Origin of the sequence: Pseudomonas sp. 22490, assembly GCF_052044465.1 — a bacterium.
Taxonomy (GTDB): Bacteria; Pseudomonadota; Gammaproteobacteria; order Pseudomonadales; family Pseudomonadaceae; genus Pseudomonas; species Pseudomonas aeruginosa.
This window is the reverse complement of the sequence record NZ_JBQENS010000023.1, coordinates 106630-120385: the sequence shown is the minus strand read 5'-3', so window position 1 is coordinate 120385 and position 13756 is coordinate 106630. Positions and strand designations below refer to the sequence as shown.

Annotated in this window: 9 protein-coding genes and 2 pseudogenes; 3 read left to right on the top strand and 8 right to left on the bottom strand. The window is 62.2% G+C overall.

Annotated features, from left to right (window positions below; translation table 11 throughout):
- Nucleotides 1–128: 128 nt before the first annotated feature.
- Together istB and istA are read right to left on the bottom strand one after the other, a co-directional pair.
- Entirely contained in the window at nucleotides 129–884 is a 756-nt protein-coding gene (gene istB / locus ACTJJX_RS23630) for an IS21-like element ISPpu7 family helper ATPase IstB (RefSeq protein ID WP_045107743.1), read from the bottom strand.
- A gap of 17 nt (nucleotides 885–901) precedes the next feature.
- Nucleotides 902–2416, bottom strand: coding sequence for an IS21 family transposase (istA, locus tag ACTJJX_RS23625; RefSeq protein ID WP_146537839.1), 1515 nt, complete (start codon nucleotides 2414–2416; stop codon nucleotides 902–904).
- A gap of 449 nt (nucleotides 2417–2865) precedes the next feature.
- Between istA and ltrA the strand changes: the two are divergent.
- From ltrA to ACTJJX_RS23610, 3 genes and pseudogenes are all read left to right on the top strand, one after another.
- Nucleotides 2866–4133 (top strand): annotated as a pseudogene (gene ltrA / locus ACTJJX_RS23620) (group II intron reverse transcriptase/maturase).
- 59 nt (nucleotides 4134–4192) lie between these two features.
- A pseudogene (locus ACTJJX_RS23615) lies at nucleotides 4193–4663 on the top strand (IS5 family transposase); the annotation flags it as partial.
- Nucleotides 4664–4892: 229 nt separating this feature from the next.
- Nucleotides 4893–7004, top strand: coding sequence for a putative bifunctional diguanylate cyclase/phosphodiesterase (locus ACTJJX_RS23610; protein WP_033938205.1), 2112 nt, complete (start codon nucleotides 4893–4895; stop codon nucleotides 7002–7004).
- Nucleotides 7005–7043: 39 nt separating this feature from the next.
- Here the strand turns inward: ACTJJX_RS23610 and ACTJJX_RS23605 are convergent, their stop codons facing one another.
- From ACTJJX_RS23605 to ACTJJX_RS23580, 6 genes are read right to left on the bottom strand one after another with little or no spacing between them, the layout of a single operon-like run.
- Nucleotides 7044–9926, bottom strand: coding sequence for a conjugative transfer ATPase (locus ACTJJX_RS23605; protein ID WP_033938203.1), 2883 nt, complete (start codon nucleotides 9924–9926; stop codon nucleotides 7044–7046).
- Entirely contained in the window at nucleotides 9926–10360 is a 435-nt protein-coding gene (locus ACTJJX_RS23600) for a TIGR03751 family conjugal transfer lipoprotein (RefSeq protein WP_023102476.1), read from the bottom strand. Before ACTJJX_RS23600 ends, ACTJJX_RS23605 begins: the two co-directional genes overlap by 1 nt.
- Complete coding sequence (locus ACTJJX_RS23595) at nucleotides 10341–11774, bottom strand: TIGR03752 family integrating conjugative element protein (RefSeq protein ID WP_023102477.1); 1434 nt, start codon at nucleotides 11772–11774, stop codon at nucleotides 10341–10343. Before ACTJJX_RS23595 ends, ACTJJX_RS23600 begins: the two co-directional genes overlap by 20 nt.
- The gene (locus ACTJJX_RS23590; protein ID WP_023102478.1) at nucleotides 11764–12669 is read right to left on the bottom strand and encodes a TIGR03749 family integrating conjugative element protein; all 906 of its coding nucleotides are present in this window, start codon (nucleotides 12667–12669) and stop codon (nucleotides 11764–11766) included. Before ACTJJX_RS23590 ends, ACTJJX_RS23595 begins: the two co-directional genes overlap by 11 nt.
- Nucleotides 12666–13358: a PFL_4703 family integrating conjugative element protein gene (locus ACTJJX_RS23585; protein WP_023102479.1), complete on the bottom strand. Its 693-nt coding sequence runs from the start codon at nucleotides 13356–13358 to the stop codon at nucleotides 12666–12668. The genes ACTJJX_RS23590 and ACTJJX_RS23585 overlap by 4 nt, the downstream gene beginning before the upstream one ends.
- Nucleotides 13355–13756 carry a TIGR03750 family conjugal transfer protein gene (locus ACTJJX_RS23580; RefSeq protein WP_023102480.1) on the bottom strand — a complete coding sequence of 134 codons (402 nt, stop codon included), beginning with the start codon at nucleotides 13754–13756 and terminating at the stop codon, nucleotides 13355–13357. The genes ACTJJX_RS23585 and ACTJJX_RS23580 overlap by 4 nt, the downstream gene beginning before the upstream one ends.

Sequence of the window (13756 nt, the reverse complement as noted above, 5' to 3'; positions counted from 1 at the left end):
TGCGGATTCCACACCATCCGGCCACCCAGTCCACGCTCATCTGGCCAGGCATTCCACGGCCATCTGGCCACCTGTTCCACGGCCATCCGGCCGGGCAGTCGGAGCGCAGCGACGCAGGGGTGGCATTGTTAGTCTGAGGTGCCCGGCGTCGTCAATTTCTGCGTCCGTTTGCGCATTGATTCACCCTTCAGATTGATCCGATAAGCGTTGTGCACCAGGCGGTCGAGGATGGCGTCGGCCAGGGTCGGGTCGCCGATCAGCTCGTGCCAGTTGTCCACCGGCATCTGGCTGGTGACGATGGTCGAGCGCTGGCCGTAGCGGTCGTCCAGTAGCTCCAGCATGTCGCGCCGCTGTTCGGCGGTGAACGGGGCCAGGCCCCAGTCGTCGAGGATCAGCAGGTCGGTCTTGGCGTAGCTGCTCATCAGCTTGGCGAAGCGGCCGTCGCCATGGGCCAGACCCAGTTCTTCCAGCAAACGTGGCAGGCGCAGGTAGCGCACGCTGTAGCCCTCCCGGCAGGCCTGGTGGGCCAGGGCACAGGCCAGCCAGGTTTTACCGACACCGGTGGGGCCGCCGATGATCAGGTTGAGGCCGTCGCGCAGCCACTGGCCACTGCTCAGTTGCAGGATCAGCGCCTTATCCAGTCCGCGCGGGCTGCGGTAGTCGATGTCTTCGAGGCAGGCGTTGTGCTTGAGCCGGGCCTGGCGCAGGCGGCTGCTCAGGCGCTTGTCATCGCGTTCGGTCAGCTCGCGGTCGACCAGCAGGCCGAGGCGTTCTTCGAAGCTCAGGCTGTCGATGTCCGGGGTTTTCAGTTGTTCATTCAGCGCCTTGAGCATGCCGTGCAGGCGCAGGGTTTGCAGCTTGTCCAGGGTCGGATGGGGCAGCATGGTGGGATTCCTTGGGGTCAGTGGTAGTAGGCGGATCCGCGCAGGTTGGCGTGGTCGTCCGGCAGCAGCGGCAGGTTGGTTTGAGCTAGCGGCAGGTTTTCCAGCCCCTGGCGCAGGATCGATTCGAGGCTCTTGTAGCTGCACGTGCCGAGGCTGATGGCGCGACGGCAGGCCAACTCCAGACGCGCCTCACCGTGGGTTTTACCCAGGCGCAGGATGCCCAGGCAGGCCCGGTAGCCCTGCTGCGGATGGATGCGCCGTTCGAGGATGTGCCGGATCACGCCGGCGGTGTTCGGCCCGGTCTGCTCGGCCCAGCGGATCAGCCGTTGCGGCGTCCACTCGGCATGCTCGCGATGGCTCTTGGGCATGTGCTCGGCCTGCGTGCTGTGCCTGCCCTTGTGCATTGAGCGCAGGTGGCTGGCCACTCGCTGGTTGGCGTGGAAAAACTCGACGGTGCGCGCCGTCAGGCGCACCTCCAGCTGCTTCTTCACCAGTTGATACGGCACCGAGTAGTAATGCCCATCGACCTCGACGTGGTAGTCGATGTGCACCCGCGCCTTCTTCCACTCGGCGTAGACGTAGGGTTGCTCCGGCAGGGGGCGCAGCGCCGGACGATCCAGGCTGTCGAAGGCCGACTGCCGGGAGCCCGGCAGCTTCTTGAACGGGCGTTGGTTGAGCCGCTCCAGCAGCCCGGCGATGGCCGTGTTGAGTTCATCCAGGGAGAAGAACTGCCGATTCCTCAGTGCGGCGAGGATCCAACGCTCGACCACCTGCACGCCGACTTCGGCCTTGGCCTTGTCGCGCGGTTTGCGTGCCCGCGCCGGCACCACCGCCACGCCATAGTGCTCGGCCAGATCGCGGTAGCTGGGGTTGATGTCCGGCTCGTAGCGGTGACTCTTGCTCACCGCGCTGCGCAGGTTGTCCGGCACCACGATCTCCGGCACGCCGCCGAGGAAGGCGAAGCAGCGGGCATGGGAGCCTAGCCAGTCCGGCAGCTGCTGCGACCAGGTGGCTTCGGCGAAGGTGTAGCTGGACGCGCCGAGCACCGCGACGAACACCTGCGCCTGGCGGATCTCGCCGCTGTGGCGATCGATAACCGGCACCGTCTGGCCGGCATAGTCGACGAACAGCTTCTCGCCGACGCGGTGCTCCTGACGCATCACCACGTCCAACTTGCCCTGCCAGGCTCGGTAGTGCTCACAGAACCAGCTGTACTGAAAGCCCTGAGGCTGGCTCAGGCGGTACTCCTGCCAGAGCAGCGCCAGGGTCACCCCGGGGCGGCGCAGTTCGGCATGCACCCATGCCCAATCGGGTAAAGGCCGCTTCTCACTGGCAACCGCCGGGGCCGGCGGGAACAGTTGCTGCTCCAACTCGGCATCGGACAACGAACAGGGCCAACTGAGACCGCTGGCGGCAAAACGATTGAGGTAGTCGCCGACGGTGACACGACCGACCTGCACGCTGACCGCAATCTGGCGAGCCGATAGTCCGACCTCGAACTTGAGACGTAGTACTTCGCGAATCTTACGCATGGATAAACGCTCCACGACGACCTCTCTGCTTCGAAAAAGAGGTCGATGGTAGTGAAGAAATCCTGCGTTACTGCCTGCCCGGTTGAGTGGCCGGATGGCCGTGGAATCAGTGGCCGGATGCGCGTGGAATGGGTGGCCGGATCACCGTGGAATCGGTGGTCAGATGCTCATGGAATGGGTGGCCAGATGACCGTGGAATCCGCATACCTGCTTACGGCCCCAGTGGCAGCCGGTGTAAAGGCGGCATGATCTCCATACAGGCTTGGGTACGGAACGTGAGAACCTTGTTCCAGATGCAAAGGAAAATGACAAATGGCTAAAACCATGAGGAAGAATACCAATGCTGGAATGAGGGGCGGAGCCTCCTGTAGTAGTGATGAAGCCTTTGTAATGAAGGCGGAGCGAAGGGGAGGCGTTATCCTGTCAACGAACGCTGTCAACCTCAGGGGATGAGTGGCGTGAGTTCGAACAAACCTTACAACATAGCGAAGCGCGTGATATGGGAGGCCTATCAGCAGGTCAGAACCAACCGGGGAGCTGCTGGAATCGACGATGAGACCATTGCCGATTTTGAGCGGAACCTGCCGAAGAATCTTTACAAGCTATGGAATCGAATGTCGTCGGGGTCTTATTTCCCGCCGCCGGTCAAGGTTGTTGAGATACCGAAGGCATCGGGGGGTATACGCAGGCTGGGAGTGCCTACGGTCAGCGACCGTATCGCACAAACTGTAGTCAAACTCCTCATCGAGCCGAAGCTGGATGCGCTTTTCCATCCGGACTCATATGGATACCGACCAGGGCGTTCAGCCAAACAGGCCATAGCGATCACACGCGAGCGCTGCTGGCGATACGACTGGGTGGTGGAGTTTGATATCAAGGCGGCTTTTGATCACATTGATCATGAACTGCTGATGAAAGCGGTGCGAACCCATATCAAAGAGGACTGGATACTGCTGTACATCGAACGATGGCTGGTTGCTCCGTTCGAGGCAGCAGATGGCGTTCGCATTCAACGCGAACGTGGCACCCCGCAAGGCGGCGTGATCAGTCCCATGCTGATGAATCTGTTCATGCATTACACCTTTGACGCTTGGATGCAACGAAACAGCCCAAACTGTCCTTTTGCCCGGTACGCCGATGATGCGGTAGTGCATTGTCGTAGCGAGAGGCAGGCAGAACACGTGATGCGTTCAATCGCTTCACGTCTAGCAGTTTGTGGTCTCACGATGCATCCCGAGAAATCGAAAATCGTGTACTGCAAGGACAGCAATCGACGCGCGGAGTATCCGCATGTGAGCTTTACCTTCCTTGGTTTCACTTTTAGACCCAGGAAGGCAATCGGCCAACAGAACAACCTTTTCACCAGCTTCCTGCCGGGAGTCAGTGCGCAAGCGTTGAAGCGGATGCGGCGAGCAGTGCGCGAGTGGCGGGTCAACCGCCAAACTCACGTGACGCTGGCTGCTGTGGCTCGGCTTTACAACCCAGTGATACAAGGTTGGTGGCAGTACTATGGCGCGTTCTATCGGACGGCCATGCTTGGCATCTTTCGACATATCGATAGCGCACTCAAGCGTTGGGCCGGTCGTAAGTACAAAATACTTCACGGGCGCAAGCGGCGCATATCTCAATGGTTGGACACGGTGCAGACGGCTGCCCCTCGACTGTTTTATCACTGGCAAGTAACCGAGCAACAGGTTGGATAACGGGAGCCGTATGACGCGAGAGTGTCACGTACGGTTCTGCGAGCGGCTACGGGGGCAGTTCCTGTGGCCGACTCACCACTTTGGCATGAAGGCCCACATCGGCGTCGATGACGAATCGGGCCTGGTGCATAGCGTGGTAGGTACGGCGGCTAACGTGGCGGACGTCACCCAGGTCGACAAGTTGCTGCATGGCGAGGAAAACGTGGTCTGCGCCGATGCGGGTTATACCGGCGTCGAGAAGCGTGCCGAGCATGATGGCCGCGAAGTGATTTGGCAGGTGGCAGCACGGCGCAGCACTTACAAAAAGCTGGGCAAGAGCAGCGCGCTGTACAAAGCCAGACGCAAGATCGAGAAATCCAAGGCTCAGGTACGGGCCAAGGTTGAGCACCCGTTTCGGGTGATCAAGCGGCAGTTCGGTTATGTGAAGACGCGCTTCCGTGGCTTGGCCAAGAATACTGCGCAACTGGTGACGCTGTTCGCGCTGTCGAACCTATGGATGGCACGCCGACATTTGCTGACCAATGCAGGAGAGGTGCGCCTGTAATGAAGGAAATGGCCGCCGCGAGGTGTTCTCGGCGGCTAGAAACACCGAAATAAGCGGGTTATCTGATCGTTTTTGATCGATTTGCCGCTTTCAAAATCGGCGGAGGCTGAAGTCAGCCAGAAATGCATGGCTACTTCAGACCATCCTTAAAGTGGGAGACTTTGTAGTGGCATTACGGAATTAGTTGAATTGCCGTGATGAATTAATTTCAAGAAGGGGAATTATTTAGATGCTCCATGGCAGCTATGACAGCCCATTAGTGCTGTTCTCGTTGGCGGTTGCCATATTGGCATCCTATACCACATTGGTTGTTGCAGGCCGTATCGCGACATCTTCCGGGCGTCCCGCCCGATGGTGGTTGGCAGGCGGTGCCTGCACCATGGGGATCGGGATCTGGTCCATGCACTTCATTGGCATGTTGGCCTTCGATCTGCCGATCGATCTCGGCTACGACTTGCTGATCACGCTGTTGTCACTCCTGTTCGCAGTCGCCGCGTCCGCCTTTGCTCTCTGGATCGTCACGCAAGAAACGTTGACCCACCGGCTACTTGCCGCCGGTGCCATTGTTATGGGTGGCGGGGTAGCGGGCATGCATTACACGGGCATGGCGTCCATGCGGATGATGCCTGGCATCGTTTATGACCCGACGCTGCTCGGACTGTCTGTTCTCGTTGCTATTTGCGGGTCTGCAGTGGCGATATGGTGTAAGTTCGTACTGCGCCATCGTTTCGCGAAGGCCACTCTGTTTCGCCTCCTCGCGGCGATCGTCATGGGGCTGGCGATCGCGGGCATGCATTACATCGGCATGGCCGCCGCGAACTTTCCTGCAGGCAGCATTTGCGGCGCGGCGCAAGGCGGTGTGCATGCACACTGGCTCGCCCTGACCATCATTCTCGCGGTGCTGGCCGTACTGGCCATCGCGCTGATCGTCTCGGTGCTCGAGCAGCGCATGGAATCCCGGACGGCATTGCTGGCGAAAGAACTGGCAGAAGCCAATCAGGAGCTGACGTACCTCGCCCTGCACGACAACCTCACGAAGCTCCCCAATCGCGTCCTCCTTGAGGATCGACTGAACCAGGCCATGGAGCGGGCGCGCCGCGAGAAAAGCCGCTTCGCGCTGATGTTCATGGATCTGGACGGCTTCAAGGCGGTCAACGATGCCTACGGTCATCTGCTGGGCGATATGCTCCTTGTCGCGGCTTCCGGACGCATTGTGGAGAACACCCGCGGCAGTGACACCGTTGCGCGCGTCGGCGGTGATGAGTTCGTGGTCCTGGCTCAGGTGGACGAACCAACCGATGCCGGAGTGTTGGCCAGCAAGCTGGTGGCGGCGATCGGAGAACCGTACCTGGTGAAAGGGCATGAGCTTCATGTCTCGACCAGCATCGGCATCGCCATCTATCCGGGCAACGGCGAAAACCAGGACGAACTGCTGAGCAATGCCGATGCGGCGATGTATCACGTGAAGGGGAAAGGTCGCGACGACTACTGCTTCTTCGAGGCGTCGATGACCGCCAATGCGCACGGTCAGGTGCAACTGCTGCAGGACTTGCGTATGGCGCTGAAGCGCAACCAATTGGCTCTCTACTACCAGCCCAAGTTCACCGCGCCCCACGGTCCGATTACCGGCCTGGAGGCGCTGCTGCGCTGGATGCATCCCGCCCATGGCATGCTCGGCCCGGCGAGCTTCATTCCGCTGGCCGAGAAGACAGGTTTGATCGTGCCGATCGGCGAGTGGGTGCTGAACGAGGCATGCCGGCAGATGGCCGCGTGGCGGGATGAAGGACGTGAGGACTGGACTATCGCGGTCAACCTGTCTGCGGTGCAGCTCGCGCATTCGGGTCTGGTGGACGCAGTGCGCGGCGCTCTGGATCGCCATGGGCTGGAACCGCACCGGCTGGTGCTGGAAATCACCGAGTCGACCGCCATGCGTGACGTCGATAGCAGTCAGGCGATCCTTCAGAAGCTGCATGACATCGGCGTCCGCATCTCCATCGACGATTTCGGGACGGGCTATTCCAGCCTGCTGTACCTCAAGCGCTTGCCCGCAACGGAACTCAAGATCGATCGCTGCTTCGTACACGACCTTGCTTGCGGCACAGAGGATGCCGCCATCGTCTCGGCCATCGTCGCCCTGGGACAGACGCTTGATCTTCGGGTCGTAGCCGAAGGCGTGGAGACGGCCGAGCAGCAGGAATTTCTGACCAGCCTCGGCTGCGATACGCTTCAGGGGTATCTACTGGCGTATCCCATGCAGGCGGATGAAGTGATTGCCCTGCCGGATATCGGCAAGGTGTCTGATGACAGGCCCGCGGCACCGGATGAAATGGAACTGGTCTGACCGGCCGTTCCAACGGAAACACGCCGGCCACTTCCCGGTTCACTCCAATGCGTCCAGGGGCAAAGAGTTGATGCCGCGCGCCCGGTCGATTTTTTCCGCGACCTTGAAGGCGGCATCGAGCTCGCTGATGCCGAACTGCTGCATCAGCTGGTAGCGCTCCGCTTTCTCTTCCGGCTCAGTCATGGCAAGCGCCAGGTACAGGCTGGGCGGGACGGCGCGGAACAGCAGTTCCATCGACTTGGACAGGATCACCCCTTCCGTGAACTTGCCTGCCTCCTTCCTGGCTGAGAGCATCAGGGCTTTCTGTGACGGGTTGAGTTCGCGGAAACGGGCGATCTTCTCTACCTCGTCGGGGGGCATGCTGAGGCAGACCCACCATTCAATCATGTTGAGCATGGGCTCGGCCGCTTTCGGCAGGTCGTCGAGGTTCTGTGTAGCTAGCCAGTACCAGGCCCCCAGCTTGCGCCACATTTTGGTGATTTTCACGACATAGGGCGCGAGCAACGGGTTCTTGGTGATGATATGGCCCTCATCTGTCACGTTGATGATGGGGCGGCCGAGAAACTGATCGCGTTCAGCGATGTTGTTGACCGTGTTGATGAGGCTGATGTACGCGATCGAAAGCTGCGCGTTGTAGCCCTCGCGCGCGAACGTCGCCAGGTCGACGATGGTGATGTCCGCTTCCGGCCACGGTGTCCCGGGCCGGTCGAACATCTCGCCATCGATCCCTTGGCAGAACATATCCATGGCATCCGACATTTCCAGTAAGCGCGTGCGGCGGGTTTCAGGCAGCGTGGAATCACGGCCGCGCTCACGCAACGCATCGCGCACGTCGCGGGTCAACACCGTGCGCTTCTCCGACACGCAACGCTGTGCGGCCTCAAGAATGCACTGTCGGATCAGGCTGCGATCGGCCCGCGTCATTCGGGCTTCCTCTTTGTCCTCGCCGCCTGTGATCATGAGCCGCGCAGTGATTTCCAGTTCCCCGAGCACGTCACGCTGTTCGTCGCCTTCCGCCGATTCCTCTTCTGCTGCGTCGTCGTCCAGCGCATCCGCATCGAGCGTCTGCACCTGGCTTGGCGTATCCACCAGTCGCCAGGCATCGGCAAACGGTGCGAGGCTCACGCCAGCGCCGGGCGACAGCTTGACGCGATGCACAGTGAGGCCCAGCCGCGCCGCGAAATCGCCGAACAGGCCGAAGCTGTTGCCTGCTTCCACGATGAACATCCGTGGGCGATAAATCGCGGTGATCTGGTTGAGGATGTTGTTCAGGGTGGCGCTCTTGCCCGAGCCGGTGGGCCCGAACAGGAACAGGTGCGCATTCATCTGCCGATCGAGGCGGTTTAGCGGATCGAAGGTGACGGTGCCACCGCCGCGATTGAAGAAGGTGATGCCGGGATGGCCTGTTCCCTGACTGCGCCCCCAGACCGGGGCCAGATTGGCCGCGTGCTGGGCAAACATCAGTTGCGTGTACCACTGCCGTTTGTCCTTGCCGGGGTCGTAGACGCAAGGAAGCCAGCGCAGGTAGCTGTTGAGCGGGGCAACTTCGTCTTCCTCACGCACGGGCTGCAGGCCCGCATTGAGCAGGACATTGCCGAGCTGAAGGCCGCGCATATCGAGATCGGCCAGGTCGCGGCCGCGCAGGTAGAACGCCAGCGAAGCGCGGTAGAGCTTGTGCGAACTGCCGATCAGACCGCGTGCCTGTTGCACGTCCTTGAGCGCCTGCTCCGATGCCAGGGTTTCGCCGACCGCTTTTTTTGCCAGATGGTTCAGATGGGCTTCGAGAGTGTCCTGCGGCGTGATCACCAGGGTGAGGCACATGGTCGTGTCTTCGGGCATCTGGTCGAACAGGGCATTGATGGCGTCGCCCCCCTTGCGGGTTTCTCCGGTCAGATGGCCGGTTGCCGGCGGCGTGCGCAAACGGTCGAGCACGATGGTTCGATGGGGCATGCCGTCGAAGAACCAGAGGCCGTTCTCGACATCGGATCTCGGCTGGCCGAAAAACAGCCGCTGCGCGAAGTCAGTGCCGCTGGCAAGTTCCAGTTCGCCTTCTTCGGTGTCTTCAGGATAGGAAGCCAGGCGATAGAAGCGCTCGCGGTCTTCGTCTGTCGGACCCAGCAGCGCCGGTCCTGGATTGAACCAGGGCAGCAACCAGGCGTGGATCGCGGCGGCATCGAGGCGGTGCGCCTGCACACCGGCATTGGCGAGGCCGCCAGCCAGGCGTTCGCAGACGACATTCAGCGCCTGCTCGGGGGATTGCCCGCGCCGGGCCGGCGCATTGCCGACGCGCCGATAGACGACCAGCCGGACACGTCGCGTCTGCCCGCGCCAGGGCAAGCGCGTGACCGTGCGGTCCTCGAACAGCCCTCCCTGCCGGGAGACGGCGCGCAGATGGTGGCCGAAGAAACGGAGATAGAACTTCGTGAACTCGCTTTCCCTGGCCCGGGGCTGAAGGTAGTTTTCAAGCGTGGAAAGATAGCGGTTCCAGTCGGCATCATCCTGGGCATACAACTGCACCACCCATGGTGACTCGTCCAGCTCGTCGAAACTGTCCTGCAGCGCGTTTTCCAGCGCGTCCCGGACCTGAGCCAGCCAGGATGCTTCCCGTCCTTCCGTGCCGATCGGCATCAACTCGAAAAATGCCGCGACGGAAACACCGTCCTCCAGAAGCATGCACCTGGATTCCGGCAGATACTCCACCCACGGCAGCAGGTCGGCAAAGGACGGCGAAACGTCGTACAGCGCCTGCTCATCGGCCAGTGTCGCTGGCCTGTGCCTGGCTGTGTCCCGCTTGCCGGGTTCAGGGATTCCGTGTGCCTCCAGTGACGCAAGATAGCGAGCCCAGGCATCCGATGGAGCATCTGGCGAGGAGCCGCTATTGACCTCTGTCGCCGTAGCGCGGCGTTTGAAAAACGGTCCCATCAGTAGTCCTCGGTCCGTTCGCCCGGCATGGCGTATTGCACGCGCTGGTACAGCGGGAAGACAGTGGTGTAGCCGGGAATTGGCACCGGATCGGTGCCCGCGAGATGCGGAAACACGTACAGGGTGAGATCGGGGTTCGGCAGGCGCTGGAACTGCCGGTAGATCTCGTTTTGCGCCGTGCGGGTATAGCTGGCATTGACCGCAGGTGCGGCCTTCACATCGACTTCGGTCAGCGGACGGCGCAGCGATTGTCTGGCGTCGAGCAACTGCCGTGCGGCCTGACCGCCGCGGGCGCTGCCGCCGGTTTCCTCGTTCCAGATGTCCATCATGGTCTGACCATCGTGGGGCAGCAGTTTTTCCTTGCTGGTCGAGCAGCCGCCAAGCGCTACGGCAATGACCAGCACCGCCAGGCCGTTAATCCAGATCCTGTGCATCAGAAGCACCTCCGAGACGATGATCGACCTTGCGCCCCTTCGGGTCGTAATCGATGGTGAGGGGTTGTTCGAGATGAACCGCGACCCTGGCGCCGGGTTTGACGTACACCGCCGCGAACGCCTGGCCATAGAGCTTGTTCACCCACTGCGACATGTCCTGGACGCCACCGGCGAGGATGCGGCCCATCGCTTCGTTGCCGGAAATGCCGACCGTGCCGAGCGAGCCGTTGTTGTTGGCGACTACCGCCACGCTGCCGTTGTCGGATTTGATCAGCGATGCCGCACCTGCCCCGGCAGCGGTGATCAGTGCCTGAGTGCCGAGATACTGCTGGGCATTGCTGCGCCGTTCACCGCTCACGCAGGGAATGCCGTAGGGATCGCTGATCCAGCCGAGGCCGTCCTGCGTGCTGTTGCCGTTGGCGTTGTTGCTCTGCTGGCGGTTGCCGCCACGCTCGCCATCCTCGGGCACCGTGCGGATGGTGCCGTCATGGAACACGAAAGTGACCGAACGGATTTGCCCGCGCACGCAGGAGAGCGTCCAGTCGCCCGACGCCGTTCCGCTGACGACCGCACCGGCGACATCGGGAATATCGATGCCATTGGCGGTAAGGTTGTCCGGACCGATCAGGACCTTGAAGGGGTATGGATCGTTCACGGTCCCGTCGACAGGCACACGCCCGATCAACGCCGTCATCGAAATCGACCCCATCAACGTGGCGTTCGTAGGTACGGTATAGACGGGCTTCGCCGTGGAGACGCCGGTTGCCTTGCTGCCGGCGTCGACGACTGCATCCCTCGTCGTATCCAGCGTTTTCTGTGCCGGGCCGAAACTGGTCGGGAATGTGAAGTTCCCGGCTGTGCCAGGGGTGCGGCTTTTGTCGTCGCTGCGGGCATCTTCCGGCTCGATCCAGCGCACGCCATCGGCTCCGGGGCCGTCACCAGGCTCCAGTCCCAGCCCGACCGGCAGATCGGCATGTCCGCTCTTGTTGCTCAGGTTCTCGAACTGGCGTTGGAGATCCTGCAGCAGACCCTGAGTTTGCTGGCGTTCGCTGGCGACCTGCTCGCGGTCGTTCTTCAACTGATTGCGCTCAGTTTCCAGGGCACTCTGGATACGGCGATCGATGGCGCCCTCGCGTTGGCGCAGGCGCTCGTTCTCCGCTTTCTGGGTCTTGTTGTCGGTGAGCGCGGTTTGCAGTTCGGTACGCAGCTGCCGGACCTGGCCGACCAAGGTCGCCACCGTATCCCGCGGCGTGTCGCCTTCGATGCCAAGCGCCCTGGCTTCTTCCGGCGTGAGCTGTGTTCCGCCATCGCGGCCGGGCTGGCTACCCCCGCCGGAAAACAGCTTCACGCCGACAAAGACCAGCAACAGCGCCATAGGGATCATCAGCCACTTGAGCAGGCCATTACCTTTCATGACGGCCTCCATTCTTGGCGGTCGGTGCCTTCGGCTCCGGCAGGTTCAGCGCCGCGTTGACGGGACTGATCGTTGGCAGCAGCGATTCAGCCAGGCCGTGTCCTTTGGTCACCAGATAAACCACGGACGTGTCATCGGGCGTGCCGGCCGGCCCCAGCGTGTTGTGCTGGAAGGCCCCCGTCACGAAGTCGCCTTGCAGATCGCGTGGGTCGAGAGACAGCCAGCGTTTCGAGGTGTTGGTGAGGCGCACAGCCGTGACCCAAAGGCCATCGAGCCGCCAAGCGGCGAGCGCCCGGGTGCGTACCGGCAGGGTCGGCAACAAGGTATCCAGCGGCAGGTTGCGTTTCAGATTGACGCGCGTGATGCCGGATACCGGTTCGACAGTACGCAGGGGCGCATAGAGGTTCTGGGCGGCATAGCGTGTCAGCACTACGGGCACCGGCGTCTCGCGAGCTGTGCGAGACACCGTATCCTGCGTGTCGTCGTCAGCCGTTGCTGCCGCTGTCAGGTCGCCGTAACGGGTGGGCGCACCCTCGGCCTCGACAATGCGCACGGGCTCCAGCGGTGCCTGACCTGCCGGTGCAGCTTCGGCGGCAATGTCCAGCAGGATCAACGCACCGCTATCGGCGTCCTGCAATTGCAGTCGCGTGGGCTCGATCGGTTCGCTGGCACGCAGGTAGATCGCGCCACCGGCACTCTGGACACGCAGGCGGCCGGCCAGCGATGCCGGGACGCCGACACGGACGTTGCGGTCGATAAAGACGACGCGCTCCCGATCCACATGCAGGGACACAGCCAGCGGCAGTCGCTCCCAGCGCAGGATTTCCAGCGCCTGGACCGCAGTGGGCAGTCCCGCGGTGACCAGGATGCCGAGGAGATAGAGGACGTGTTTCATGGCGTGTCTCCCAATGGGCCGCCGAGGCCGCCGGATGTCGCTCCGGTCGGGGGCACAGGGTCAGGGGTGGTGATGCGCTGCGGCGCGCCGCTGTAGCAGTCGATGGCCAGACCGAACGGGTTGCGTTCCGGATCGACATCCGAGCGCACGACCTTGAGGGGGTAGCGCACCAGCGCCCGCTTGACCTGTTCGGAGCCGTAATATTCATCTGCTGTCACATCCAGCGTGACGATCCAGTCGCGGTCCGAGACGGCCTTGACGCGCAGCGTGGGGTCTTCTCCGTAGCCCCGGCCGGGGATCTCGTAGATACCGCGCACGCGCTGACGCAGCTCGCCGGCCGTGCGGCGATATTCGTAGTCGTGGCGCAGGAAGCTCTGGCAGGATGGCGTGAAGTAAGGCGATAGCACATGGATGTTGCGGGAATAGTCTTCATCGCCATTGACGGGCCAGCGCTGGAGTTGCTGCCAGATATAAAACGAGAACGAATAAACCGACTCTGGCGGCACTTCCCACCATTTCCTGGTGCTGCCCGAGCGCAGGTCCGGCGGCACGTGAATGGTCAGGTCGCGCGGCGCATTCCACCAGCCGATCCCCATGACCAGGGCCACCAGCAGCAAAGCGCCCGCTCCCAGGCGCAGGGTCTTGATATGCGCCTGCAGATGGGTGATCTCGTTCTTGAACCGGCTCATGAGGCGGCCCTCCGCCTGGTTGTCCAGTAGCCCGAACGGGTCACCAGGTCCCGCCCGCCGACGAACTGGGCAATGCCCGGATGCCGTCGTGCGATCCACCATTGGATCTGCCGGTAAAGCCAGGTGTCGGGCCTGCCGCGTTTCTGGCGGCGCAACATGCCGCCGCCGGCAAAGACGCCGGCGGCGATGCCAAGCACGATGGCGGTGGGCGCGATGGCGATCATCGAGAAGATGATCGCCATCGGAATGCCCACCGACAGGCCGGCCGCGCCCGACAGGCCCGCGCACACCCATAGTTCATCGGCCGTGAGGCCGCGAACGACCACGGGATGGCGGTTGAGGCGATGCGGCAGGAACGCTACCGTTCCGTCAGGCCGGACGTCCTGATGCTCAGGCAT